The 24,040-nt window shown below is 69.1% G+C and carries 23 protein-coding genes, 1 other RNA gene and 1 riboswitch; of the genes, 21 read left to right on the top strand and 3 right to left on the bottom strand.

Going from position 1 to position 24,040, the window contains the following annotated elements; translation table 11 throughout:
• The first annotated feature begins 18 nt into the window (after nt 1-18).
• Both EES48_RS08615 and EES48_RS08610 read left to right on the top strand, forming a co-directional pair.
• On the top strand, nt 19-330 hold the full coding sequence (locus tag EES48_RS08615) for a hypothetical protein (RefSeq protein WP_122465974.1): 312 nt from the start codon (nt 19-21) through the stop codon (nt 328-330).
• A 4-nt stretch (nt 331-334) separates the two neighbouring features.
• On the top strand, nt 335-1,099 hold the full coding sequence (locus EES48_RS08610) for a peptidoglycan recognition protein family protein (RefSeq protein WP_122465973.1): 765 nt from the start codon (nt 335-337) through the stop codon (nt 1,097-1,099).
• Between the two features lie 6 nt (nt 1,100-1,105).
• Here EES48_RS08610 and EES48_RS08605 read toward each other — a convergent pair whose 3' ends face one another.
• Nucleotides 1,106-1,903 (bottom strand): class I SAM-dependent methyltransferase, encoded by a 798-nt coding sequence (locus EES48_RS08605; RefSeq protein WP_162998094.1) that lies wholly within the window; start codon nt 1,901-1,903, stop codon nt 1,106-1,108.
• Between the two features lie 95 nt (nt 1,904-1,998).
• Here EES48_RS08605 and rnpB point away from each other — a divergent pair.
• The 12 genes from rnpB to EES48_RS08545 all read left to right on the top strand — a co-directional run bounded on the left by rnpB (nt 1,999) and on the right by EES48_RS08545 (nt 15,185).
• Nucleotides 1,999-2,377: RNase P RNA component class A (gene rnpB, locus EES48_RS08600), an RNA gene on the top strand.
• A 265-nt stretch (nt 2,378-2,642) separates the two neighbouring features.
• Entirely contained in the window at nt 2,643-3,107 is a 465-nt protein-coding gene (locus EES48_RS08595; RefSeq protein WP_122465971.1) for a division/cell wall cluster transcriptional repressor MraZ, read from the top strand.
• Nucleotides 3,104-4,054, top strand: a complete 951-nt coding sequence (rsmH, locus tag EES48_RS08590; RefSeq protein ID WP_122465970.1) for a 16S rRNA (cytosine(1402)-N(4))-methyltransferase RsmH — start codon at nt 3,104-3,106, stop codon at nt 4,052-4,054. Before EES48_RS08595 ends, rsmH begins: the two co-directional genes overlap by 4 nt.
• Nucleotides 4,051-4,470: a cell division protein FtsL gene (gene ftsL, locus EES48_RS08585; RefSeq protein ID WP_122465969.1), complete on the top strand. Its 420-nt coding sequence runs from the start codon at nt 4,051-4,053 to the stop codon at nt 4,468-4,470. The genes rsmH and ftsL overlap by 4 nt, the downstream gene beginning before the upstream one ends.
• The gene (locus EES48_RS08580; protein ID WP_122465968.1) at nt 4,467-6,209 is read left to right on the top strand and encodes a peptidoglycan D,D-transpeptidase FtsI family protein; all 1,743 of its coding nucleotides are present in this window, start codon (nt 4,467-4,469) and stop codon (nt 6,207-6,209) included. The genes ftsL and EES48_RS08580 overlap by 4 nt, the downstream gene beginning before the upstream one ends.
• A complete protein-coding gene (locus EES48_RS08575) occupies nt 6,206-7,693 on the top strand; it encodes a UDP-N-acetylmuramoyl-L-alanyl-D-glutamate--2,6-diaminopimelate ligase (RefSeq protein WP_122465967.1) in 1,488 nt (495 codons plus the stop codon). The genes EES48_RS08580 and EES48_RS08575 overlap by 4 nt, the downstream gene beginning before the upstream one ends.
• Entirely contained in the window at nt 7,693-9,123 is a 1,431-nt protein-coding gene (locus EES48_RS08570) for a UDP-N-acetylmuramoyl-tripeptide--D-alanyl-D-alanine ligase (RefSeq protein ID WP_122465966.1), read from the top strand. Before EES48_RS08575 ends, EES48_RS08570 begins: the two co-directional genes overlap by 1 nt.
• A gap of 10 nt (nt 9,124-9,133) precedes the next feature.
• A complete protein-coding gene (gene mraY, locus EES48_RS08565) occupies nt 9,134-10,243 on the top strand; it encodes a phospho-N-acetylmuramoyl-pentapeptide-transferase (RefSeq protein ID WP_122465965.1) in 1,110 nt (369 codons plus the stop codon).
• The gene (gene murD, locus EES48_RS08560; RefSeq protein WP_122465964.1) at nt 10,244-11,701 is read left to right on the top strand and encodes a UDP-N-acetylmuramoyl-L-alanine--D-glutamate ligase; all 1,458 of its coding nucleotides are present in this window, start codon (nt 10,244-10,246) and stop codon (nt 11,699-11,701) included.
• Nucleotides 11,698-12,885 (top strand): putative lipid II flippase FtsW, encoded by a 1,188-nt coding sequence (ftsW, locus tag EES48_RS08555; protein WP_122465963.1) that lies wholly within the window; start codon nt 11,698-11,700, stop codon nt 12,883-12,885. Before murD ends, ftsW begins: the two co-directional genes overlap by 4 nt.
• Nucleotides 12,886-12,917: 32 nt before the next feature.
• A complete protein-coding gene (murG, locus tag EES48_RS08550) occupies nt 12,918-14,009 on the top strand; it encodes an undecaprenyldiphospho-muramoylpentapeptide beta-N-acetylglucosaminyltransferase (RefSeq protein ID WP_122465962.1) in 1,092 nt (363 codons plus the stop codon).
• 60 nt (nt 14,010-14,069) lie between these two features.
• Nucleotides 14,070-15,185: a mechanosensitive ion channel family protein gene (locus tag EES48_RS08545; RefSeq protein ID WP_122465961.1), complete on the top strand. Its 1,116-nt coding sequence runs from the start codon at nt 14,070-14,072 to the stop codon at nt 15,183-15,185.
• 1 nt (nt 15,186) lies between these two features.
• Here EES48_RS08545 and EES48_RS08540 read toward each other — a convergent pair whose 3' ends face one another.
• Nucleotides 15,187-16,296: an ABC transporter ATP-binding protein gene (locus EES48_RS08540; protein ID WP_122465960.1), complete on the bottom strand. Its 1,110-nt coding sequence runs from the start codon at nt 16,294-16,296 to the stop codon at nt 15,187-15,189.
• 105 nt (nt 16,297-16,401) lie between these two features.
• Between EES48_RS08540 and glmU the strand changes: the two genes are divergently transcribed.
• Genes glmU through EES48_RS08525 form a run of 3 tightly spaced genes read left to right on the top strand, consistent with a single transcriptional unit; the run spans nt 16,402 to nt 19,006 of the window.
• Nucleotides 16,402-17,754 carry a bifunctional UDP-N-acetylglucosamine diphosphorylase/glucosamine-1-phosphate N-acetyltransferase GlmU gene (gene glmU, locus EES48_RS08535; RefSeq protein WP_420807946.1) on the top strand — a complete coding sequence of 451 codons (1,353 nt, stop codon included), beginning with the start codon at nt 16,402-16,404 and terminating at the stop codon, nt 17,752-17,754.
• Nucleotides 17,751-18,434 carry a ribose-5-phosphate isomerase RpiA gene (gene rpiA, locus EES48_RS08530; RefSeq protein WP_122465959.1) on the top strand — a complete coding sequence of 228 codons (684 nt, stop codon included), beginning with the start codon at nt 17,751-17,753 and terminating at the stop codon, nt 18,432-18,434. Before glmU ends, rpiA begins: the two co-directional genes overlap by 4 nt.
• On the top strand, nt 18,431-19,006 hold the full coding sequence (locus EES48_RS08525; RefSeq protein WP_122465958.1) for a hypothetical protein: 576 nt from the start codon (nt 18,431-18,433) through the stop codon (nt 19,004-19,006). Before rpiA ends, EES48_RS08525 begins: the two co-directional genes overlap by 4 nt.
• Nucleotides 19,007-19,022: 16 nt before the next feature.
• Here the strand turns inward: EES48_RS08525 and EES48_RS08520 are convergent, their stop codons facing one another.
• The gene (locus EES48_RS08520; RefSeq protein WP_122465957.1) at nt 19,023-19,994 is read right to left on the bottom strand and encodes an NAD(P)H-quinone oxidoreductase; all 972 of its coding nucleotides are present in this window, start codon (nt 19,992-19,994) and stop codon (nt 19,023-19,025) included.
• A gap of 78 nt (nt 19,995-20,072) precedes the next feature.
• On the opposite strand from EES48_RS08520, the gene EES48_RS08515 reads away from it, so the two are divergent.
• The 4 genes from EES48_RS08515 to EES48_RS14850 all read left to right on the top strand — a co-directional run bounded on the left by EES48_RS08515 (nt 20,073) and on the right by EES48_RS14850 (nt 23,888).
• Nucleotides 20,073-20,282 carry a DUF1192 domain-containing protein gene (locus EES48_RS08515; RefSeq protein ID WP_122465956.1) on the top strand — a complete coding sequence of 70 codons (210 nt, stop codon included), beginning with the start codon at nt 20,073-20,075 and terminating at the stop codon, nt 20,280-20,282.
• A 150-nt stretch (nt 20,283-20,432) separates the two neighbouring features.
• Nucleotides 20,433-20,948, top strand: coding sequence for a protease adaptor protein RcdA (gene rcdA / locus EES48_RS08510; protein ID WP_122466217.1), 516 nt, complete (start codon nt 20,433-20,435; stop codon nt 20,946-20,948).
• A gap of 29 nt (nt 20,949-20,977) precedes the next feature.
• A riboswitch (TPP riboswitch) is annotated at nt 20,978-21,087 on the top strand.
• A gap of 66 nt (nt 21,088-21,153) precedes the next feature.
• Complete coding sequence (gene thiC, locus EES48_RS08505; protein ID WP_122465955.1) at nt 21,154-23,025, top strand: phosphomethylpyrimidine synthase ThiC; 1,872 nt, start codon at nt 21,154-21,156, stop codon at nt 23,023-23,025.
• Nucleotides 23,026-23,087: 62 nt separating this feature from the next.
• Nucleotides 23,088-23,888, top strand: coding sequence for a hypothetical protein (locus EES48_RS14850; RefSeq protein ID WP_162998093.1), 801 nt, complete (start codon nt 23,088-23,090; stop codon nt 23,886-23,888).
• Nucleotides 23,889-24,040 lie beyond the last annotated feature (152 nt).

Genomic DNA, 24,040 nt, shown 5'->3' with positions numbered 1-24,040 from the left:
GCTGGAAAGGTTATCCGCATGCCCGACACCGACCGCCTGACTGGATCCAGCTCTCCGCGCGGCGCCGGCCTGCTCGCGCCGCTGGCCTGGCTGGGCGGTCTGATCGCCGCCGGCGTGGCCGTGACCGTCGGCGCCATGCTGGCCATCTTCACCGCTGCGGCCGTGGCGCTGATCGCGGTGGTCGCGGGCGTGGTGGTCTTCCTGGGCGGGATCGCTCTTCGCGCCCGCCGCTCGCTGCGTCCCCGCCCCGTGGCGGCCGAGGGCGTCATCGAGGCCAGGAAGGTCGGCGACACCTGGGTGACCTACGGCTGGGAGCGGCAGGACCGCTGACCCCGTGACTCTGGAGCTGATCGCGGCCCCCTCGCCGAACTTCGACGCGCGCCGCGCGCCCCCCGACCTGATCCTCCTCCACTACACCGGCATGCAGACGGGCGAGGCCGCCCTTGAGCGCCTGCGTGATCCCGAGGCGCGCGTGTCGTCCCACTACCTCGTCGAGGAGGACGGCCGGCTGTTCCAGCTGGTGCCCGAGGAGCGCCGCGCCTGGCACGCGGGGCAGGGGGCCTGGCAGGGAGAAACCGACGTCAACGCCGTCTCCATCGGCATCGAGATCGTCAATCCCGGCCACGAGTGGGGCTATCGCGATTTCCCCGAGGCCCAGATCGCCACAGTGACGGCCCTGGTCGCCGACATCCGCACACGCTGGTCCGTGCCCGACGCCCGCATCGTCGGCCACTCCGACACCGCGCCCCACCGCAAGACCGATCCCGGCGAGCGCTTTCCCTGGAAACGCCTGGCCGAGGCCGGCCACGGCCTGTGGTTTGAGCCTGCCCCCGAGCGCATCGCCGCCCTGGGCCAGCCGCTGGGGCCGGGCGACGAGGGTCTGGGCGTCGTCGTCCTGCGCTCGGCCCTGCACCGCCTCGGCTACGGCCTCATGCCCGGTGGCGACTACGACGACGACACCCGCCTGACGGTGGAGGCCTTCCAGCGCCACTGGCGGCCCGAACAGGTGGACGGCGTCGCCGACGGCGAAACCCGCGCCCGCCTCGTCGGCCTGCTCCAGCTGGCCCAAGTCGAGAGTGTCACGGGCGTGCTGAACTGACGCGGTTCAGTCGGGCAGGGTCAATCCGCCCGGTTCGGGCTCCGTGGGTTTCCAGGCTCCATATGATCCAGATCGATCCCGGATCGTCTCGGCCAGCCGCTGCCGCATCGCGGCGCCGTAATGGGCGCCGATGGTCGTGAATCGCTCCAAGGCGCGCGGTGGAATGGCCACATCCCAGTCCGGGGCCAAGCTGGCGATCACGCTGTCGGCGATCCGCTCCGGCGTCGGTTGGTCGAGGATCGCCAGGCCTGTCGCACCTTCGTAGCGGGTCTTGGGTCCGGTCCAGGCCCGATAGAGATCTCGCGCCCCGTTCTTGCCGCCCTGCCGCCAGCGCGGCTGGAAGGTCATCTCCACATCGTCCAGGGCGATCCAGCCGCCGGGCTTGAGGAACCGTCCCAGCGACAGCACGTCGAAGGCCGGCCAGGGCGTGGCGTGGCTGCCGTCGATGAAGAGGAAGTCGAGGGGCGGCTGGGCCTCGATCGCCGCCGTCGAGGCCCCGGTGGTCAGGTGAAAGCCGGTTGTGTCGCCGTGAATTTCCGCGACCGCCTGCCCCGTCGCCCGGCCGGGGTCGAAATAGCATCGCTCGGCCGTGTCGAAACTGTGCAGGTTCGTCTCGCCGGCATTGGCCGCCATGGCCGCGATCAGGACTGCCGAGGAGAAGCCCGACGCCACCCCGACCTCCGCGCCCCGCACGGCCCCGGTCGCTCGGATCCGCCGCGCCAAAATCGCGGCCTCAGGTCGGGAGATTTCCCGCTTCACCCAGGCGGGCTTGCGACGGAACACGTCGTTCAAGGATGTCAGCATGGCTCCTCCGACAGCGGCGCCACACCATGGGGCGAGCACGCGGCGCGGTCGAGCGTGCTTGACCAATCTCGCCTTCCAGCCCATCTGTCGCCCCGCCAGACGGCCGGGCGGTCGCGGCGGGATTTCGGTCTCGTCGAGGAAAGTCCGGGCTCCACGGTGAAGAGGCGGCGGATAACTTCCGCCCGGGGCGACCCGAGGGACAGCGCCACAGAAAGCAAACCGCCCGGGCTTCGGCCGGGGTAAGGGTGAAAGGGTGGGGTAAGAGCCCACCGCGGTCTCGGCAACGCGACCGGCATGGCAAGCCCCGCCTGGAGCAAGACCGAATAGGGACGTCGCGCGAAGCTCGCTTCGCAGGGTTCACCGCCCGAGGCGTCCGGGTTGGTCGCGAGAACCGGTCCGCAAGGGCCGGTCCAGAGGAATGATCGTCGCCGCCTTCGGGCGGAACAGAACCCGGCTTACAGGCCGTCTGGCCCTCTCTCTAACGTTAACTATTCCGGCGGAAGCTGGGCGGCCATGCTGTCCACAGCCTGTGAATACTTGCGATGTTCCAGCTTTGTTCATGGTTTTGACTGTGTTGCGCGGTCGTCACGGCCCGAATTTGGTTAAAAGGTGTCAATCAATCCCATTGTCGCCCATCTGAGCCCATGCTATCCCATTCAAGTCGATGGGTGGGGTGAGTGTCGACGCCTTCGGTGCGTGACGATCAGGGACGGGCCTCGCGGCCCGAGTGGGCTGAACCTTGTTTTCCGGAACCTATGAGAAGCAGCTGGACGGCAAGCGCCGTCTCCTGATTCCTCAGGAGTTCCGCTCGGCCGAGCTGGGCGCCCAGCACGGCGTCTTCGTTTTCCCCTCGATCGAGGCCGATTGCCTGGAAGCGGGCGGCGACAAACTGTTCGGCGAATATCGCGCGGTGATCGAAGGCCTGCCGTTCGGCGACCCCTACCGTTCGGCGCTGGAGGCCTCGGTCTATGGCGAGCTGCGCTCCCTGACCTATGACGCAGGCGGCCGCATCGTCCTGCCGGAGATGCTGTGCCGGGAAATGGGACTGGACGACACCGTGGTCATCTACGGGGTTGGTGAGAGGTTCCAGATCTGGAACCGCGAGCGCTGGACCGCCCACCGCACCGAGCAGCGCCGTCTCGCCAACGAGGGCCGGGCCCGCTACGCCGAGATGCGCCGGGCCGTGATCGGGGGCGGCGCATGAGCGCGCCTCACGCCCCCGTCCTGCTGGCCGAGGTCGTCGAGGCTCTGGCCCCCGCGCCCGGCCAGGTGATGATCGACGCCACCTTCGGCGCCGGCGGCTACACCCGAGCCCTGCTTCAGGCCGGGGTCGAGGTCGTCGCCCTGGATCGCGATCCGACCGTCGAACCCCACGCGGAGGCCGTGGCCCGCGATTTCCCCAACCGCTTCCGTCTGGTCCGCACCCCCTTTTCCGGTCTGGCCGAGGCCTTCGCGTCCACCGGCCTGCCGCGCCTGGACGGCGCCGTGTTCGACATCGGCGTCTCTTCGATGCAGCTGGACCAGGCCGAGCGCGGCTTCTCCTTCATGCGCGACGGGCCGCTGGACATGCGGATGTCCTCGGAAGGCGAGAGCGCCGCCGACATCGTCAACGGCTGGGAGCACGGGCCGCTGGCCCACATTCTCAAGCTCTATGGCGAGGAGCGGCAGTCGGGCCGTGTCGCCACCGCCATCCTGCGCCGCCGCGCCGAGCGGCCGTTCGCGCGCACCCTCGACCTCGCCGAGGTGGTGGAGAAGGCCTTGGGCGGCCGCCGCGGCGCCGCCATCCACCCGGCCACCCGAACCTTCCAGGCGCTGCGCATCGCCGTGAACGACGAGCTGGGCGAGCTGCGCGCCGGGCTCGAGGCCGCCGAGGCGGCCCTGGCGCCCGGCGGTCGGCTGGCCGTCGTCACCTTCCATTCGCTGGAGGACCGGATCGTCAAGGCGTTCCTGGCCGAGCGTTCAGGAAACACGCCCGCCGGATCGCGCCACGCGCCCCAGATCGTCGAAGCGCGTCAGCCGTCGTTCGAGCTGTTGTTCAAAGGCGCGCGCGAGGCGGGTGAGGCGGAACGCGCCTCGAATCCCCGCGCGCGCTCCGCCAAGCTGAGGGCCGCGCGGCGCACCGACGCCCCCGTCTGGAGGGCGGCCGCATGACCGCGCTCAAGCGCCTGTTCGACTGGAAGCTGCGCGGCGTTCGGGTCGTCGAGATTTTCGGCGCGGTGATCGCGTGCGCCCTGATCTTTTCGGTCTATGTCACCAAGGCCGCCGCCGACCGCGAAAACCGCCAGATTGCGTCGCTAGAGGCCGAAATCGCCGACGACGCCGAGCGGGTGCGTCTGCTGCGCGCCGAGATCGCTCGACTCGAGCGCCCCGACCGTCTGGAGAGCCTCTCGCGCCAGGCCGGCCTCCAACCCGTCAATGTCGAACAGCGCGCCTCGGTCGGCCAGATCGAGACCCTGGCCCCGGCGAATGAGCCCGCGCCGTCGCCCGCCGCTGTCGATGCGGCCGCCACGCCCGCCGCCACGGCGGCGACGGCCGCTGCGCGCGCGGTCACGGAGGCGCGCCCATGAGCCACCAGCCTCTGCGCGAAACGCCCCGGGTCGTCGCCCCGTCCTTCCGCTGGGTGTCGCGGCTGATCCTGTCGCTGGAGCACAGTTTCCAGCGCGCCAAGGCCGCCGGTCGGGCCGAGGAGGACACCCGCGTCCGCATCTTCCTGATCCGCATCGTCTTCGGCGCCCTGTTCGTCGCACTATCGGCCGGAGCGGTGAACTCCGCCCTGTTCCGGGGCGAGGCCCCGACCTTCGGCGTCGGGTCGCCGGGCGCGGTGTCGCGTGCCGACCTGGTCGATCGCAACGGCCACCTTCTGGCCTCCAACATCGAGCACCACGGCCTGTTCATCGATCCGGCCGAGGTCTGGGACCGTGAACTGGCCAAGACGCAGCTGAAGCGCGCCCTGCCGAAGCTGTCCGACAGCCGCCTGCAGCGCGTTCTCTACGGTGACCGCCGCGCCATGGTCATGGGCGGCCTGACTCCCCAGGAAAAGGCCCGCGTCCACGCCCTGGCGCTCGGCGGGATCAGCTTCGAGCCCGAGGATCGCCGCGTCTATCCGCTGGGCCCTTCGGCGGCGCATGTGATCGGCCTGACCGAGACCGGCGGCAAGGGTCTTTCCGGGGCCGAGGCCGCCTTCGACGCCGACATCCGCGCGGCGGGCCGCATGGGTGAACCGTTCGCCCTGTCGATCGACCTGCGCGTCCAGGGCGTGCTGGAGAACGAGCTGCGCGCGGCCGCCGTTGAGAACGCGGTCAAAGGCGCCGTCGGCATCGTCACCAACGCCAACACCGGCGAGATCCTGGCCCTGGCCAGCTATCCCGAGTTCGACCCCAACGACCGCTCGGCGTCGATGGACGCCCGCATGAACCGCGCCGCCGCCGCCCACTACGAGATGGGCTCGGTGTTCAAGAGCTTCACCGTCGCGGCGGGTCTGGACGCGGGCTACGCCGACCTTGCCACCACCTTCGACGCCTCGGACCCGCTCAAGATCGGCAGCCGCTCGATCCGCGATTTCCACGCCCAGAACCGGATCATGACCCTGGAGGAGGTGTTCATCCACTCCTCCAACATCGGCACCTCGCGCCTGGCGGTGGAGATGGGCCCGGCGGTCATGCGCCGCTATTTCCAGAACCTCGGCCTGCTGGACGCAACGCCGGTGGAACTCAAGGAATCCGCTGCGCCGGTCACCCCGCGCAACTGGACCGACACCACCCTGGCCTCTCTGTCCTTCGGCTACGGCCTGATGGCCACGCCGCTTCAGGCCGTGGCCGCCACGGGCGCCTTGGTCAACGGCGGCGAGTTCGTGCCGCTGTCGCTGAGGAAGGGCGGCCAACAGGGTGGACGCCGCCGCGCCGTCAGCGCCCAGACCTCGGCCACCATCCTGCAACTGATGCGCGCCAATGTGATCAAGGGGTCGGGCGGCCGCGCCGACGCGCCGGGCCTGCGCGTCGGCGGCAAGACCGGTTCGGCCAACAAGCTGGTCAACGGCCGCTACAGCTCGGTCCACGCCCTGGGTTCCTTTGCCGGGGTCTTCCCGACCGACGGTCCGGCCGACACCCCCCGCTATGTCGTCTTCATCCTGATGGACGAGCCGGCGAACTATCCGCGGACCGGCGGCTTCGTCGCCGCCCCGGCGGTGGGCCGGGTGATCGACCGCTCGGCCGGCTTCCTGGGCGTGGAGCGCGCCGCCGACCGCTGGCGCACCGCCACGGGCGAGAAGATTCCCCAGCCCGAAGATCTGACTGAGGCGGCCCAATGAGCGCCGTCGCCATCACGCGCGAAACGGGCGTGCGCCTGTCCGACCTGCTGAAGCGGGACGTGGCCTCCGATCCGGTGATCACCGACGTCACCGCCGACAGCCGCCGGGTCGGTCCCGGCGCCCTGTTCGCCGCCCTGCCGGGCGCGCAGTCCGACGGCCGCGCCTTCATCCCCCAAGCCCTGTCCCAGGGCGCCGCCGCGGTGCTGGCGCCCCAGGATACCGCCGAGGGCACGGCGCCGGTGCTGGTCACCTCCCTGGATGTGCGGCGATCCTACGCCCTGGCCGCCCACGGCTTCCACGGCGCCCAGCCCAAGGTCTGCGTCGCCGTCACCGGCACCAACGGCAAGACCTCGGTCGCCTCCTTCTGCCGCCAGATCTGGGCCACTCTCGGGAGGTCGTCGGCCAGCATGGGGACGCTCGGCGTCATCACCCAGACGGGTAACGTTAATCAATCATTGACGGGGCCGGGCCTGACCAGTCTCGACGCCGCCGACAACGCGCGCGTCCTGGCCGATCTGGCGGGGCGGGGCGTCACCCACCTATGCCTCGAGGCCTCGTCCCACGGCGTCGATCAGCGTCGCATCGACGGGGTGCAGCTCAAGGCCGCCGCCTTCACCAACCTGACCCAGGACCACCTCGACTACCACGGCTCGATGGACGCCTATCAGGCGGCCAAGCTCCGGCTGTTCGACACCCTCCTGCCGCGCGGCCGCACGGCGGTGCTGAACGCCGACAGCGGTTCCTATTCGCGCTTCGCCGCCGCCAGCATCATGGCCGGCCTGTCGATCGTGGGTGTGGGCGAGCGGGGCCGCGACCTGACCCTGATCGAACGGCGGGCCACGCCCGAGGGTCAGCGCCTGACGCTCGATCTGCGCGGCCGGACGGTCGAGGTGCTGCTGCCGCTGGCCGGCGCCTTTCAGGCCTCCAACGCCCTGGTGGCCGCCGGTCTGTGCATTGCCGGAGGCGAGGACGCCGAGGCCGTGGTCGGCGCCCTGGAGAGCCTGCAGGGCGCGCGCGGACGCATGGAGCGGGTGCCGGGAAGCGGGCGAGGCGAGGTCTATGTCGACTACGCCCACACCCCCGACGGTCTGCAGACGGTGCTCCAGGCCCTGCGCCCCCACGCCGCCGGTCGGTTGATCGTCGTGTTCGGCTGTGGCGGTGACCGCGACAGGGGCAAGCGTCCGATCATGGGCCAGATCGCCGCCTCCATGGCCGATATCGCCATCCTGACCGACGACAATCCCCGTTCCGAGGACCCCGCCGCCATCCGCGCCGAGGTCCTGGCCGGCGTCCAGAATCGCGGCGGTCTGATCGAGATCGGCGACCGCCGCGCCGCCATCCGCGAGGCCATCGCCATGATGGGCGACGGGGATGTGGTGGTCGTCGCCGGAAAAGGGCATGAACAGGGCCAGATCGTCGGGGGAATCACCTACCCCTTCGACGACGCGACCGAAGCCGCCGAGGCCCTGAAGGACGCCCAGTGATGACCGCGACCAAGCCGCTCTGGACCGGGGCGGAGATCGCCGCCGCGACGGGCGGGCGGCTCATCGGTGACGATTTCGCCGTCTCCGGCCTGACCTATGACAGCCGCGAAATCGGGCCGGATCAGCTGTTCCTGGCGCTGAAGGGCGCGCGCGACGGCCACGACTTCGCGGGGCAGGCCTTCGCCGCCGGCGCGGCGGGCGCCCTGGTCGATCACGCGGTCGAGGGCGGCCCCCAGGTGGTGGTCGCCGACACTCTCAAGGGCTTGGAGGCCCTCGGCGCCACGGCCCGCACCCGGGCTCATCTGCGGGGCGCCGTCACCGGCTCGGTCGGCAAGACCAGCGTGACCCAGGCGATCAAGGCCGGGTTCGATCTGGCCGGACCCGCCCATGCCTCGATCAAGAGCTACAACAACCACATCGGCGTGCCCCTGACGCTGGCCCGCACCCCGCGCGGAACCGAGCGGGCGGTCTTCGAGATCGGCATGAACGCGCCCGGCGAGATCGCGCCGCTGTCCCGCATGGTCCAGCCCCACGCCGCCTGCGTCACCACCATCGGCCCGGTCCATGTCGAGGGCTTTTCCGACGGCGAGGCCGGCATCGCGGCCGAGAAGGCGGCGATCTTCGAGGGCCTGTCGCCGGGCGGCGTCGCCGTTATCAACCTCGATACGCCCTGGACCGAGGTTCAGGTCGCGGCGGCCGAGGCGAGGAAGGCAGAGGTCTGGGGCTTCGGTCGCCATCTGTCGGCCCGCGCCCGCCTGACCGGCCACCGCGTGACCGAGGGCGGCGCGGTGGTCTCCGCCGAGATCGACGGCCGATCCATCGAATTCCCGCTGATCCAGACCGGCGCGCATTGGGCGATGAACAGCCTGTGCGTCGCCCTGATGCTGGAGGCGCTGGAGGTGCCGCTGGACACCGCCCAGGCGGCGCTGGCGGCCTTCTCGCCCCTGGCCGGGCGGGGCGAGACGCGTCAGGTGGCGATCCCCGGCGGCGCCTTTACCCTGATCGACGAAAGCTACAACGCCAATCCGCTGTCGATGACGGCCGGCTTTCTGACCCTGGGCCGTCGCCCCGTGCCCCAGGGCACCCGCCGCGTGGTCGTGCTTAGCGACATGCTGGAGCTCGGCGAGCGCTCGACCGAATTGCATCAGGGCTTGGCCGGCCCCATCGCCGAGGCGAACATCGATCTCGTCCACACCGCCGGCCCACGCATGAAGGCGCTGCACGACGCCCTGCCGCCTGACCGGCGCGGTCTCTGGACCGAAACCGCCGCCGAACTCGCCGCCCAGGCCGCGCACCTGATCCGCCCCGGCGACGTCGTCATGGTCAAGGGCTCGAACGGCTCCAAGGCCTCGCTGGTCGCCAAGGCCTTAGCCGCCCTCGACGCCGACACCCCTCCCTCAAGCAGCGGCTCGCCGCGCGAGCCGCGATAGGGAACGCATAATGTTCTACCTGCTCTACCTGTATTTCGCCGACATCGCCTCGGGCTATCCGCTGCTCAACCTGATCCAGTACCAGACGGTCAGGGTCGGGCTGGCCATGGTCACCGCCATGATCGTCGCCGTGGCGATGGGCAGCCGCTTCATCAACTGGATGCGGGCGAAACAGGGGCGGGGCCAGCCGATCCGCGACGACGGGCCGGTGACGCACCTGTCCAAGGTGGGCACGCCCACCATGGGCGGGCTGATGATCCTGGCGGGCATCGGCGCGGGCGTGTTTCTCTGGGCCGACCTGACCAATCCCTACATCTGGATCGTGTCGCTGGTGACCGCCGCCTTCGGGGTGCTGGGCTTCATCGACGACTACGCCAAGGTGTCGAAACAGACCTCGGCGGGCCTGACCTCGAAGCAGAAGCTGCTGGCCCAGGTCGTGGTCGCCGTGGTCGCGGGCGTGCTGACCGTTCTGTGGATGACCGTCTCGCCGACCTCGCCTGGGCTGGAGACGTCGATCGCCTTCCCCTTCTTCAAGGCGGTGCTGCTGAACGTCGGCTGGTTCTATGTGGCCTTCGCCGCCTTCACCATCGTCGGCTTCTCCAATGCGGTGAACCTGACCGACGGCCTCGACGGCCTGGCCATCGTGCCGGTGATGATGGCCGCCGCCGCCTTCGGGGTGATCAGCTACCTGGTCGGCAACTTCCTGTTCTCGGAATATCTCCAGGTCCACCATGTGCCGGGCGCGGGCGAGCTGGCCATCTTCTGCGCCGCCATCATCGGCGGGGGCATGGGCTTTCTCTGGTACAACGCCCCGCCGGCCAAGATCTTCATGGGCGACACGGGCTCCCTGGCCCTGGGCGGCGCGCTGGGCGCCATGGCGGTGGCCACCAAGCACGAACTGGTGCTGGGCATCGTCGGCGGCCTGTTCGTGATCGAGGCCGCCTCGGTGATGATCCAGGTCGCCTATTTCAAGATGACCGGAAAGCGCATCTTCCTGATGGCCCCGATCCACCACCATTTCGAAAAGATGGGCTGGCCGGAATCCACCGTGGTCATCCGCTTCTGGATCGTGGCGGCCTTGCTGGCCCTGGTCGGGCTCAGCACGTTGAAGCTGCGCTAGATGATCCCCGTCCCCGGCTTTGAAGGACAGACGGTCGCCGTCTTCGGCCTGGGACGGTCCGGCCTGACGGCGGCGCGCGCGCTCAGGGCCGGCGGGGCGAACCCCGTGCTCTGGGACGACAGCGTCTCCAGCCGGATGCAGGCCGAGGCCGAGGGATTCGAACTCCGCGACCTGACCACCGCCGACTGGTCGGGCTTCGCGGCCCTGGTCCTTTCGCCCGGCGCCCCCCTGACCCACCCGGCGCCGCACTGGACCGTGGATCGAGCGCGCGAAGCGGGCGTCGAAATCATCGGCGACCTGGAACTGTTCGCCCGCGCCCTCGCCGCCCTGCCGGACGACGCCCGCCCAAAGGTGATCGGCATCACCGGCACCAACGGCAAGTCCACCACCACCGCCTTGATTGGCTGGGTGCTGAAACAGGCGGGCATGACCGTCCACGTCGGCGGCAACATCGGCATCGGCGTCCTGGCCCTGCCGGCGCCCACGCCGGACGCCGTCTATGTGATCGAATGCTCCAGCTACCAGCTGGACCTGACCACCAGTTTCGCCCCCGATGTCGCCACCCTGACCAACATCTCGCCGGATCACCTCGACCGGCATGGCGACATGGCGGGCTATGTCGCGGCCAAGGCGAGGATTTTCCAATCGCAGGGCCCGAAGGCGCTGGCTCTAGTTGGGGTGGACGGTGGCTTCGACGTGGCCATTGCCAGAGACCTCGCCACCCTGCAGCGTCGTAACATCATCGCCGTTTCGACTAGCGTGCACGGGCCGACCACGGTCGAGTTCGTGAAATCGTATCTCTGGGCATCAGGGCCTTCGGTTATTGATGTGACCGAATTGGTTTCGGGCCCAACCTGGCCTCCGCCAGCCGATAGCCGGTTGTTCGACACAACGAGCGCCCGCTCTCTCCCCGGTCGCCACAACGCCCAGAACGCCGCCTTCGCCTATGCCGCCGCTACCGCACTCGGCGTATCGCACGAGGATGCGGTTGCGGGGCTGCTATCCTTCCCCGGCCTGGCCCATCGCATGGAGCATGTCGGGACCCTCGGCCGCGTCCGCTTCATCAACGACTCCAAGGCCACCAACGCCGACGCCGCACGCCAGGCCCTATCCTCTTACGACCGCATCTTCTGGATCGCCGGAGGCCGCGCCAAGGCGGGCGGCATCGACGACCTGGCCGACCTGTTTCCGCGCGTCACCGAGGCCTTCCTGATCGGCGAGGCGGCCGGACCCTTCGCCGCCGCGCTCGGAGAGACCCCCCACCGCGTCAGCGGCGACATGGCCTCCGCCGTGGCCGCCGCCGCCAAGGCTGCCGCCGCGACCGGCCGCGACGAGGTGGTGCTGCTCTCGCCCGCCGCCGCCAGTTTCGACCAGTTTCCCGACTTCGAGGCGCGCGGCGAGGCTTTCCGCGCCGCCGTCCTGTCCTTGGGCGCCGCCCCGCCGGAGGTCCGGCCATGACCGACCGCTCCCACCACGCCCCGGCCTATACCCCGGCCTTCTCGCGCAACGATCAGTCGCTGATCGCCCGCTGGTGGTGGACCATCGACCGGGGCCTGCTGGGCGCGGCCTGTCTGCTGATCTTCATCGGCGTGGCCCTGTCCTTCGCCTCCAGCCCGGCGGCGATCAACGCCACCGAGGCGATCACCGACCCCTTCTACTATTCGTGGCGGATGATGGTGTTCTCGGGCGCCGGCCTGGTCGCCATGCTGGTGATTTCGGTCTTCTCGCCCAAGGGGGTGCGGCGCCTGGCCGTGCTGGCGCTGGGCTGTTCGATCCTGGTGATGATGGCCCTGCCCTTCATCGGCGACGAGGTGAAGGGCGCCGCGCGCTGGATCAATCTCGGCCCCTTCAGCCTGCAGCCCAGTGAGTTCGCCAAGCCGGCCCTGATCGTCTTCGCCAGCTGGATGTTCGCCGAGACGCAGAAGGGCCAGGGCGTGCCCGGCGTCTCCATTGCGTTTGGCGTGTGGGCCCTGACCGTCGGCCTGCTGCTGATCCAGCCCGATATCGGCCAGACCCTGCTGATCACCACCATCTTCATGGCGGTCTTCTTCATGGCCGGGGTGCCGCTGAAATGGATGGCCGGCATCGCCACCGTGGCCATGGCGGGACTGGTGTCGCTGTATTTCACCTTCGGCCACATGCGCGACCGCCTCAGCCGCTTCCTGTCGCCCGAGAGCACCGACACCCACCAGATCGACCGCGCGTCGGAGGCCATCCGCGCCGGCGGCCTGGTCGGCCGCGGGGTGGGGGAGGGGGTGATGAAACGCTACGTCCCCGACCTGCACACCGACTTCATCTATTCCGTCGCGGCCGAGGAGTTCGGCCTGATGCTCAGCCTGGTCATCATCGCGCTCTATGGCTTCATCGTATTGCGCGGCCTGGGCAAGGCGATGCGGCTGAACGATCCGTTCGAACAGACGGCGGCGGCGGGGCTGTTCCTGCTGATCGGCCTGCAGGCCTCGATCAACATCGCGGTCAATCTGAACCTGATCCCGACCAAGGGCATGACCCTGCCCTTCGTCAGCTATGGCGGCTCCTCCATGCTGGCCATGGGGCTGACCATGGGGCTCGCGCTGGCCCTGACCCGCAAACGCCCCGGCGCCTATGAACCCGGCGCGCACCTGAGGCGCGGGGTGGTCTAGCGGCCACCGGCCATCTCGGGCACACAGCGCCCATGACCTCACGTCTCTGCGTTTTGGCCGCCGGCGGCACCGGCGGGCACATGTTTCCGGCCGAGGCCCTGGCCCGCGAGCTGGCCGATCGCGGCTGGCGCATCGTCCTGGCCACCGACAAGCGCGGCGAGGCGTATGCCGCGACCTTCCCGGCCGAGGAGCACCTGGCCCTCAACGCCGCCACCGGCTCGGGCGCCGTGGCTCTGGTCAAGGCCGGGGCGGCCATCCTCGGCGGCGTCCGACAGGCGCGGTCAGCCTTCAATCGCCTGAACCCGGACATCGTCGTCGGCTTCGGCGGCTATCCCTCGGCGCCCGCCCTGCTGGCGGCGATCAGCCAGGGCCTTCCCACCGCCATTCACGAACAGAACGCCGTCCTTGGCCGCACCAACCGTTTGCTGGCGTCGCGCGTCGACGCCGTCGCCTCGGCCTTCCCGACGCTGGAGCGCGCCTCCGCCCGGGTGAAGCGAGACGCCCGCGTGGTCGGCATCCCGGTGCGTCCCGCGATCCGCGCGTTGTACGAGACACCCTATCCGACGCCGAAGGCCGGCGGGCCGATCGAGCTTCTCGTCACCGGCGGCAGCCAGGGCGCCCGCATCCTGGCCGAGACCGCGCCGCGCGCCCTCGCCGACCTGCCGGAGCCGCTGCGCGCCCGCCTGCGCGTCGCCCAGCAGTCGCGGCCCGAGGGCGTCGAGGCGGCCCAGGCTGTCTATGCCGACGCGGGCATCCAGGCCGAGGTCCAGCCCTTCTTCGCCGACATGGCCGAGCGTCTGGCGCGCACACACCTTGTCATCGGCCGCGCCGGCGCCTCGACCTGCGCCGAGCTGGCCATCGCCGGGCGGCCCGCTGTCCTGATCCCCCTGGCCATCGCCACCGACGACCACCAGACCCTGAACGCCCGCCTGCTGACCGATGTCGACGCCGCCGCCGTGATCCCCGAGCGTGAGCTGACGCCGGAGCGGCTCTCGGCCGTGCTCGCCGACTGGCTGGCCGACCCCGAGGCGCTGACCCGCCGGGCCACCGCCGCCCATGCCGTCGGTCTGCCCCACGCCGCCGCCGCCCTGGCCGATCTGGTCGAGGCGACCGTGGGGTGCTGAGCGGCTGACGCGCAGGCTTGGCCGTTTCGCCTCGGCCTGTGAGGCGCTACAAACGCCGCCATGCCCGCCTTCGTCACCGATCTGACCCGCGAGGTCTTCCGCCTGTGGCGCGAGTTCTACTGGCTGCCCGAGTGGGTGGTCATATCGACCATCGTGGCGGTCTTCGTCTTCGTCGGCTGGGCGGCCAACCAGATCGTCTTCGCCCTGCTGACCTTCGCGGTGCGCAAGCGGGACGTCTTCTGGCGCGGCATCGTCAGCCGGGCGCGGCTAAAGGTCCGGATCGTGGTGATGATCCTGGCGCTGGGCCTGGCCGTCACCGTCTCGCCGCTGGACCCCGATCCGTCGCTGTGGATTCGCCAGACCCTGCTGTTCCTGCTGGTTCTGACCCTCGGCTGGATGCTGGTGGGGGCGGTCGACATGTGGGCCGTGGTCTATCTGCGCCGCTTCAACATGGAGACCGAGGACAATCTGATCGCCCGGAAGCACGTCACCCAGACGCGCATTCTTCAGCGCGTCGCGGCTCTGCTGATCGGCGTCATCACCCTGGGCCTGGCGCTGCTGACCATCCCCGAGGTCCGCCAGTGGGGCCTCAGCCTGCTGGCCTCTGCGGGGGTCGTCGGCATCATCGCCGGCCTGGCGCTCCAGCCCTTCCTGACCAACCTGATCGCCGGCGTTCAGATCGCCACCGCCCAGCCGATCCGCATCGACGACGCGGTGATCGTCGAGGGCGAGTTCGGCAACATCGAGGAGATCACCTCGACCTATGTGGTGGTCCGCCTGTGGGACTGGCGCAGGATGATCCTGCCGCTCAGCTATTTCATCACCACGCCCTTCCAGAACTGGACGCGCGAGAACACTCGCCTGATGGGCTCGGCCTTCCTCTATGTCGACTACGAAGCGCCGATTGACCGGCTGCGCGAGGGGTTCGAGGCCATCGTCCGCGCTTCGCCGCACTGGGACGGCGACGTCATCACCCTGCAGGTCACGGATGTAATGGAGCGGGTCGCTCAGGTGCGCATGCTGGCCAGCGCCAAGAACGCCGGCGTCGCCTTCGACCTCCGCTGCGAGATCCGCGAGGGCATGCTGGCCTTCATGCGTGACCACTGTCCCGAAGCCCTGCCGCGCGACCGCCTGGCCATGGATCGCAACCGCGAGGCGATCTCGATCGGCGGCTAGATCAGGCCGCCATCTTCCGGCTCTCCAGCCGGCCAAAGGCGCGGCCCTCCGCGTCGAACAGATAGGTCTTGTCGGCCGGCGCGTGCAGGGTAAGGGCGTCGCCGGCGGCGGGCCTGACCTCACCCGGCAGCTGCACCGTCAGGGTCTCGTCGCGTCCCTCGCGCGCCACATAGGCATAGGTGGCGTTGCCCAGGCTCTCGACGAAGGACGCCGTGACCGGCAGCTGACCGCCCGCGCCCGTGGTTGACAGATGTTCGGGCCGCACACCCACGGTCACGGCCTCGCCCGGCCGGGCCGATGACGCATCGACGGCCGCCTTCAGCGTCTCGCCGGAGTCCAGCCGCACGGTCGCGCCGCGCGCGCCGGCCTCGACGATCTCGCCGGGGATCAAGTTCATCTTGGGGCTGCCGATGAATTCGGCGACGAACAGATTGGCCGGGTTCTCATACAGATCCATCGGCGCCCCGACCTGTTCGATCACCCCGCCGTTCAGCACCACGATCCGGTCGGCCAGGGTCATGGCCTCGACCTGGTCGTGGGTCACATAGATCATGGTCGTCTTCAGCCGCTGGTGCAGCCCGGCGAACTCGTAGCGCATCCGCACCCGCAGCGCCGCATCCAGGTTCGACAGCGGTTCGTCGAACAGGAAGACCTCGGGCTCGCGCACAATGGCCCGGCCGATGGCCACGCGCTGGCGCTGGCCGCCCGACAACGCCTTGGGCTTGCGGTCCAGCAGGTGGGCGATGTTCAGCACCTCGGCCGCCGCCTTCACCCGCCGCGTCGTCTCGGCCTTGTCCGCCTTGGCCAGCTTGAGGGCGAAGGCCATGTTCTCGGCCACCGTCATGTGCGGATAGAGGGCGTAGGACTGGAACACCATGGCGATGCCGCGCTCGGCCGGCTCCTGATCGTTCATGACCTTGCCGCCGATCGCCACCGTCCCGGCCGTGACCTCCTCTAGCCCGGCGATCATGCGCAGCAGGGTCGACTTGCCGCAGCCGGACGGGCCGACGAAGACCACGAACTCGCCGTCGGCGACTTCCAGATCGACGCCCTTGATGACCTGGACCGGTCCGAAGCTCTTCCTGACGCCCGAAAGGGTGACCGCGGCCATGCGCATACGCTCCTGCTGACTGACCCGATTGCTAACCCCTTGTGCGCGCGGGGGCCAGCGCCCGCGCATCGACAGGTTTCCCGTCGCCTCCCGCCGCGCTAGGGAATGGCCATGAGCACCACGCCCCGCGCCGCCGTCATCCTCGCCGCCGGACAGGGGACGCGCATGCGCTCTCCGGTCCCCAAGGTGCTTCACCGGGTCGGCGGCCGCGCCATGCTGGACCACGCCATCGAGGCCGCCGAGGCGCTGGGCTGTGAGCGCATCGTTGTGGTCGTCGGCGACCATTCGCCCGAGGTCCGCGCCCATGTCGTCAAACGCCTGGGCGAAGCCGCCGTGGCCGTTCAGGATCCGCCGCTCGGCACCGGCCACGCCGTCCTGGCGGCGCGTCAGGCCCTCGCCGGCTTCACCGGCCGCGTCGTCGTCACCTATGGCGACGTGCCCCTGCTCAAGGCCCGCGACATCGAGCCCGTGGCGGCGGGCGAGGGCCTGGCCGTGCTGGGGTTCGAGGCCCGCGACCCCGCCGCCTACGGCCGTCTGGTGCTGGGTTCCGACGGCGGACTGGAGGCCATCGTCGAGGCCAAGGAGGCGACGCCCGAACAGCTGGCCCTGACCCTGTGCAACTCCGGCGTTCTGGCCGCCGAGGCCGAGCTGTTGTTCTCCCTGCTCGACGACGTGACCAACGAGAACGCCAAGGGCGAATACTATCTGACCGACGTGGTCGGCCTGGCGCGCGGCCGCGGTCTCGCCGCCCGCACCGCCACGGCGAACGAGGACGCCGTCATGGGCGTCAATGCCCAAGCGGAACTCGCCCAGGCCGAGGCCCTGTTCCAGTCGGTCCAGCGCGGCGCCCTGCTCGAGGCCGGCGTCACCATGCCCGCCCCCGACACCGTCCATCTCAGCTGGGACACGAAAGTAGGCTCCGGCGCGGTGATCGAACCCTATGTCGTCTTCGGCCCCGGCGTCGTGGTCGAGGGCGGCGCCCGCATCCGCGCCTTCTCCCATCTGGAGGGCGCGACCGTCGCCTCCGGCGCCGAGGTCGGCCCCTACGCCCGCCTGCGCCCCGGCGCGAAACTGGCCGAAGGCGTGAAGGTCGGCAATTTCGTCGAGGTGAAGAATGTCGCCATGGCCAGGGGCGCCAAGGCCAACCACCTGGCCTATCTGGGCGACGGCGAGGTCGGGGCGGGCGCCAACATCGGCGCCGGGACCATCTTCTGCAACTATGACGGCTTCTTCAAACACAGGACGGTGGTCGAGGCGGGGGCCTTCGTCGGCTCCAACTCCTCCCTGGTCGCGCCGGTGACGGTGGGGGCCGGGGCCATGATCGGCTCCGGCTCGGTGGTGACCTCGGACGTGGCCCCCGGCGACCTGGCCCTGGCCCGCGCCCCCCAGCAGGCGCGACCGGGATGGGCCGCCCGCTTCATGGAGCGGATGCGGGCGAAGAAGGCCGCCAAGGCATGAGCGACATTCAGAAGCAACGCGCCGGCGAGGCCGCCGCCCTGCGCGTCGAGGCCGGCATGATCGTGGGCCTCGGCACCGGTTCGACCGCCGCGTGGTTCGTCAAGGCGCTGGCGGCGCGCAACCTCTCCAACCTGCGCTGCGTCCCGACGTCGGAGGCCACCGCCGACCTCGCCCGTTCTCTGGGCCTGCCCCTGACCACGCTTGAGGACGTCTCGCGCATCGACCTGACCGTCGACGGCGCCGACGAGGTCGGGCCTGGGCTGGCCCTGATCAAGGGCGGCGGCGCGGCGTTGCTTCGCGAGAAGCTGGTGTGGGAGGCGTCGGACCGCTGCCTGGTCATCGCCGACGCGGCCAAGGTCGTGACGACGCTCGGCGCCTTCCCACTGCCGATCGAGGTCGTCGCCTTCGGCCACAAGACCACCGGCAACCGCATCGCCGATGTCCTGTCCGACCACGACATCTCCCAGCCCGCCCGCCTGCGTCAGGCCGATCGGGGGATCGTGAGAACCGACGGCGGCAATGTCATCTACGACGCCCGCTGCGGCGCCATCCACGATCCGGCGCGCCTCGCCGACGACCTGAAGCTGATCACCGGCGTGGTGGAGCACGGCCTGTTCCTCGACCTCGCCGACGAAGCCATCATCGGAACGGACAGCGGCGTCGAGACCCTGACCCCGTGACCCGCCGCGCCGTCGCGCTGACGACGGCCATGACCCTCGCCCTGATGGCGAGCGGTTTGGCGACTTGGCATCAGGTGAATCGCCCCGGAATGATCGGGGCCCTTTGCCAGGCCGGCCTGCCGAACCTGTCGCGGCCGCCAAATGTCGATGTGGATGCGCTGGGGTGCGTCGTGCTCGGAGAGAGAGAAGCGCTCACGGGTTTGATCATAACCACCTTTGAAACAGCGGACTTTCTGCCGGACGGAGAGCCGATTAGGGGCGCGTCCTTCGCGCAAACCGAGGGTCTCATGAGCCGCGGGGGCCGCGATCTCAGAGCCGCCGTTGAAATGAGCAAGCCCCTGACGTGTGGCATCGGCCTTTCAAGAGTCAGGGTCGAAGGCTGGATGACGGTCACGCCTGGAAGCTATGGTCATCTGGGAATGGCGCCCCGAGAATTTTACGCCGATCGCATCCTGACCGCACGGGCTCCATCGGCCACCGAGCTCGACCCGATCCTTCCAGCGGTGGCCGAAGTCATGCGGAACGGCGGCTGCGACCGGTTAGGTCGGACGTGGACCCTTGAGCCTGAATGATCGGTCTGACGCTCGGTCACACCGCCAGCACGATCTTGCCCACATGCCCGCCTGCCTCCATCCGCCGGTGGGCCTCGGCGGCCTGATCCAGCGGCAGGACCGTCTCGATCGGCGGCCTGACCCGGCCGTCGATGACCCATGGCCACACCGTCGCCTCGACCGCTCGCGCCAGCCGCGCCTTCTCTTCGACCGGCCGGCTTCTCAGGGTCGAGCCGGTCAGCACCAGCCGCTTCAGCATCACCTGCATCAGGTCGATCTCGGCGCGCGCCCCCGCCTGGGTGGCGATCACCACCCAGCGCCCGCCGGGCTTCAGGGCCCGCGCATGCCCGGCCGCATAGGCCGCCCCGACCATGTCCAGCGCCACGTCGGCGCCGCCGGCCGCGACCACCGCCTCGGCCCAGTCCTCGGCGCTCGCGTCGATGGCGACATCCGCGCCCAGCGCCCGCGCCGCCTCGGCCTTGTCCGCCCCGCGCGAGGTGGCGATCACCCGCGCGCCCGCCGCCCTGGCCATCTGGATCGCCGTCACCCCGATGCCGCTGGTGGCGCCGTGGACCAGCAGGGTCTCGCCGGCCTTCAACCCGCCCGCCTCGAACACATTGGCGAAGACGGTCATCACCGTCTCCGGCAGACCCGCCGCCTGCACCGCATCGACGACGTCAGGAATGGGCAGGCAGCTGCCCTCGTCGGCCACCGCCAGTTCCGCATAGCCGCCGCCGGGCAACAGGGCGCAGACCCGGTCGCCGACCGACCAGCGCGCCACGCTCTCGCCGACCGCCGCGATTTCGCCCGCGACCTCCAGCCCCGGCACATCGCTGGCCCCCGGCGGCGGGGCGTAGAGCCCGCGCCTCTGCAGCACGTCCGGCCGGTTCACCCCGGCCGCCTCGACCCGGATCAGCACCTGACCCGGTCCCGGCGTGGGATCGGGCCGTTCGCCGAGCACCAGCGCCTCGGGACCGTCGGTGGCGGGGTCGATCAGAATGGCGCGCATGGCTCGGACCTTGAAATTTCGGGCGTTCGGGGGCCTAGATAGGGGTTCGGCCGGTCCAGGCCCACCGGGAGGGACGCCATGACTTTGTTCGACGAGAACGAGCCCCGCCCCTCGCGCGGCGCGGCCCTGCTGGCCCTGACGCGCGAGGACCTGACCCTGTTCGGGGTCGAGGAGCTGAAGGAGCGGATCGAGACGCTCCAGTCCGAAATCGACCGCTCCCGCACCGCCCTGGACGGCAAGCAGTCCACAAAAAGCGCCGCTGACGCCCTGTTCAGTTTCAAAAGCTAGGCTCATCCTCCCCCGAGGCGGGAAATCCGTGTCACAGGGGCTGGCACGGCCGTTGCTTCCTCGCCTCGGCAAGCGGATCACGACGGTCCGGAGTAAGGTCTGGACCGAATGGCTGACACCCTGACGCGCGTGGCGGGAGCGACTGCGACCATGACTGAGATCTCCGCTCCGCTCCCGAACGCCGTCGACGCGCGCTCGGCCACGGTGCGCGACTTCGCCCAGTCGGAACTGTTCGAGCGCACCTTCAAGGAGGGCATGGCCCTGGTCGAGGAGACCGCCGCCTATCTGGACGGCGAGGGCCGCCGCGATTCCAAGCTGCTGTCGCGCCAGGCCGCCCTGGCCTATGCCGCCGAGAGCATGACCCTGACCACCCGGCTGATGCAGATCGCCAGCTGGCTGCTGGTCCAGCGCGCCGTGCGCGAGGGCGACATGGAGCCGTCCGCCGCCTGCGCCCCGCGCTATCGCCTGGCCCCGCGCCCGGTCCCGGCCACGCCGACCTCGCTGGACCTGCCGATCGCCCTGATCGAATATCTGGTCCGGGCCGAAAAGCTGCACGACCGCATCGTCCATCTGGACCGCCGCATGTTCGTCGACGCCGCCGCCGACAGCGCCGCCAATCCCGTCCAGTCGCAGCTCGACCGCCTCGCCGCCGCCTTCGGGCGCTAGCCATCCCCGGCGATTGCGCCTAGGCTCCGACCCGTTCTCCCGGGGGCGGCAACGAAGCCGCTGAGATAAGGGTATCTCCCTTGACCGGCCGAACCTGATCCGGGTCATGCCGGCGAAGGGATGGGAACGGGCCGGCCGCCGTCACACGCTTTCAGGCCCCTCGCACCGCTCGTCGGCGCACCCTCTTGAACCGAGAGGCCGCGCCATGAACATCCACGTCACGCCTACAAAGAAAAACCCTTCACGCGCCCCCGCCACCGGCGATGTGACGACGGGCCCCCGCCTGGGCGGCATCAAGGTCTATGAGCCCGGCGTCATCCATCCCGACCTGCGCGTCCCGTTCCGCGAGGTGGCCGTCCATCCCAGCGCCAACGAGCCGCCGCTGACGCAATACGACCCCTCCGGCCCCTACACCGACCCGGCCGCCTCCATCGACATCGCCCGGGGCCTTTCCCCCATCCGCGAGGCCTGGATCGCCCGCCGGGCCGAGGCCGAGGCCGTCGCCGATCCACGCCAGGTCAAGCCCGAGGATAACGGCGGCGCGACCGGCCAGGCCCTGGCCCCCGCCTTCGACGACACCCGCCGCCCGGTCCGCCGCGCCCGCCCGGGCGCCCACCTGACCCAGCTCGACGCCGCCCGCGCCGGCCGCATCACCGAGGAGATGGAGTTCGTCGCCATCCGCGAGAACCTGCGGCGCGAGCGCCTCGCCGACGCCCCGCGCGACGGAGAGGATTTTGGCGCCTCCATCCCCGACTACGTCACCCCCGAGTTCGTGCGCGACGAGGTCGCCCGCGGCCGAGCCGTCATCCCCGCCAACATCAACCACCTGGAGCTCGAACCGGCCATCATCGGCCGCAACTTCCTGGTCAAGATCAACGCCAACATCGGCAACTCCGCGGTGCTCAGCCATGTGGCCGACGAGGTCGACAAGCTGGTCTGGGCCATCCGCTGGGGCGCCGACACGGTCATGGACCTGTCGACGGGCCGCAACATCCACAACATCCGCGACTGGATCGTCCGCAACAGCCCCGTCCCCATCGGTACCGTCCCCCTTTATCAGGCGCTGGAGAAGGTCGGCGGCGTGGCCGAGGACCTGACCTGGGAGGTGTTCAAGGACACCCTGATCGAACAGGCCGAACAGGGCGTCGACTATTTCACCATCCACGCCGGCGTCCGCCTGCCCTTCGTGCCCATGACCGCCTCGCGCGTCACCGGCATCGTTTCACGCGGCGGCTCGATCATGGCCAAGTGGTGCCTGGCCCACCACCGCGAGAGCTTCCTCTACGAACGCTTCCCCGAGATCTGCGAGATCATGCGCGCCTATGACGTGACCTTCAGCCTCGGCGACGGCCTGCGCCCCGGCTCCATCGCCGACGCCAATGACGAGGCCCAGTTCGCCGAGCTGCGCACGCTGGGCGAGCTGACCAAGGTCGCCTGGGACCACGGCTGCCAGGTGATGATCGAGGGCCCCGGCCACGTGCCGATGCACAAGATCAAGGCCAATATGGATGAACAGCTGAAACACTGCGGCGAGGCGCCCTTCTATACGCTTGGCCCCCTGACCACCGACATCGCGCCGGGCTACGACCACATCACCTCGGCCATCGGCGCGGCCATGATCGGCTGGTTCGGCACGGCCATGCTCTGCTACGTCACGCCCAAGGAGCACCTGGGCCTGCCCGACCGCGACGACGTCAAGACCGGGGTCATCACCTACAAGCTGGCCGCCCACGCCGCCGACCTGGCCAAGGGCCACCCCGCCGCCCGCCTGTGGGACGACGCCGTCTCCCGCGCCCGGTTCGAGTTCCGCTGGGAGGACCAGTTCAACCTCGGCCTCGACCCCGACACCGCCCGCGCCTTCCACGACGAGACCCTACCCAAGGAGGCCATGAAGACCGCCCACTTCTGCTCCATGTGCGGCCCCAAGTTCTGCAGCATGAAGATCAGCCACGACATCCGCGACGCCGCGCGCGGCCAGAACGACGCGGGGGGAAGCCTTGAGGAGGCCGAGGCCGGGATGAAGGAAATGGCGGAGAAGTTCAGGGCCGGAGGCGGGGCGTTGGAGGTGAAGGTGTGAGGCTTGCAACTTGGTGGAGTTTGAACGCGCAACCTGCTTAGCTACAACTAGGAGCGCATCACATGACGAGCCCGAGTTCGCGGGAGGATTTCAGAGACTGGGTGAACGGCCTTCCTTTACCCGCTTGGCCGGTAATGCCGCTTACCCACATAACTAAAGCCTTCGTCGCTCAAGACATAGTCCGTAAAGGCATGATTGAGCCGAATGAGGTAGGCCCTCTAGGGATTCCTCTAGCCTACATGTTTTATGGCCGCCCTGGTTACCGTGTATCGGGCGACGGGGCCATCAAAGTCGCAGCGGCTTGTCCGATTTGTTTCATATTTGATCCAGATACATTGAAATCCGCCGAGCTCATTCATGGGTTCGACACCGGCGCATTCGGAAAGCGCCTTTATAGCCACGTGCTGCTCGACGAGATGTCTGTCGATGACTTCCGTCTAGGACCGGATTTAGATGACGCTAATCGAATAATATCTGCGCTATTCAAGTCACGGGCTTCTTACTTCGATGGGGACACGACTAAAATAGGTGAACCTAACGATTACGCCCCCGACTGGAATTTTTTAGCACAGGCATACATTCAGCTCTTGGCGTCAAAAGGACGAAACGAGCCAGACGATCGCCTCGGTTCCATCGAAATAGCCTTTTCGGATGCCGTTGCCCTGTCGAAAAGCCTTAAAGCGATCATAGTTCCTCACTCAATCTGGGATGGAACAGATAATGCTCCGTGGCTGAATGAATTAGATGGAACGGGAATTGAAGTAATTCCCTATAAGTTTACCCCAGGCAAATCTCCTGAACATTACTTTACACTTATCGAGTCTGAAGTTCGTGCTCTTTTCAAAGATTGGGGCCACCTATGAATCCTAAGCTGTTCGGGATTTACCCATTTTCGGATAAGAGGCCTACGTTCGGAATTCCGATATTCCGTTTTGGCGATGAGTGGCTCATTCAGAGACCAAAATTTCAAAATGAGGAAAAATTTTCATTCGAGTCAATATCAGAATCGGACGTG

This window comes from Brevundimonas lutea, assembly GCF_003704105.1.
Taxonomy (GTDB): domain Bacteria; phylum Pseudomonadota; class Alphaproteobacteria; order Caulobacterales; family Caulobacteraceae; genus Brevundimonas; species Brevundimonas lutea.
This window is presented reverse-complemented; position numbering and strand designations above follow the sequence as displayed.

Coding starts and splice junctions, on each gene's coding strand:
- EES48_RS08545 (WP_122465961.1), top strand. CDS start 14,070: ATGCCCGCCTTCGTCACCGATCTGACCCGCGAGGTCTTCCGCCTGTGG.
- rpiA (WP_122465959.1), top strand. CDS start 17,751: ATGAGCGACATTCAGAAGCAACGCGCCGGCGAGGCCGCCGCCCTGCGC.
- EES48_RS08605 (WP_162998094.1), bottom strand. CDS start 1,903: ATGCTGACATCCTTGAACGACGTGTTCCGTCGCAAGCCCGCCTGGGTG.
- ftsL (WP_122465969.1), top strand. CDS start 4,051: ATGACCGCGCTCAAGCGCCTGTTCGACTGGAAGCTGCGCGGCGTTCGG.
- thiC (WP_122465955.1), top strand. CDS start 21,154: ATGAACATCCACGTCACGCCTACAAAGAAAAACCCTTCACGCGCCCCC.
- EES48_RS08615 (WP_122465974.1), top strand. CDS start 19: ATGCCCGACACCGACCGCCTGACTGGATCCAGCTCTCCGCGCGGCGCC.
- mraY (WP_122465965.1), top strand. CDS start 9,134: ATGTTCTACCTGCTCTACCTGTATTTCGCCGACATCGCCTCGGGCTAT.
- rcdA (WP_122466217.1), top strand. CDS start 20,433: ATGACTGAGATCTCCGCTCCGCTCCCGAACGCCGTCGACGCGCGCTCG.
- EES48_RS08575 (WP_122465967.1), top strand. CDS start 6,206: ATGAGCGCCGTCGCCATCACGCGCGAAACGGGCGTGCGCCTGTCCGAC.
- rsmH (WP_122465970.1), top strand. CDS start 3,104: ATGAGCGCGCCTCACGCCCCCGTCCTGCTGGCCGAGGTCGTCGAGGCT.
- EES48_RS08540 (WP_122465960.1), bottom strand. CDS start 16,296: ATGGCCGCGGTCACCCTTTCGGGCGTCAGGAAGAGCTTCGGACCGGTC.
- murD (WP_122465964.1), top strand. CDS start 10,244: ATGATCCCCGTCCCCGGCTTTGAAGGACAGACGGTCGCCGTCTTCGGC.
- EES48_RS08515 (WP_122465956.1), top strand. CDS start 20,073: ATGACTTTGTTCGACGAGAACGAGCCCCGCCCCTCGCGCGGCGCGGCC.
- murG (WP_122465962.1), top strand. CDS start 12,918: ATGACCTCACGTCTCTGCGTTTTGGCCGCCGGCGGCACCGGCGGGCAC.
- EES48_RS08570 (WP_122465966.1), top strand. CDS start 7,693: ATGACCGCGACCAAGCCGCTCTGGACCGGGGCGGAGATCGCCGCCGCG.
- EES48_RS08520 (WP_122465957.1), bottom strand. CDS start 19,994: ATGCGCGCCATTCTGATCGACCCCGCCACCGACGGTCCCGAGGCGCTG.
- ftsW (WP_122465963.1), top strand. CDS start 11,698: ATGACCGACCGCTCCCACCACGCCCCGGCCTATACCCCGGCCTTCTCG.
- EES48_RS08580 (WP_122465968.1), top strand. CDS start 4,467: ATGAGCCACCAGCCTCTGCGCGAAACGCCCCGGGTCGTCGCCCCGTCC.
- EES48_RS14850 (WP_162998093.1), top strand. CDS start 23,088: ATGACGAGCCCGAGTTCGCGGGAGGATTTCAGAGACTGGGTGAACGGC.
- glmU (WP_420807946.1), top strand. CDS start 16,402: ATGGCCATGAGCACCACGCCCCGCGCCGCCGTCATCCTCGCCGCCGGA.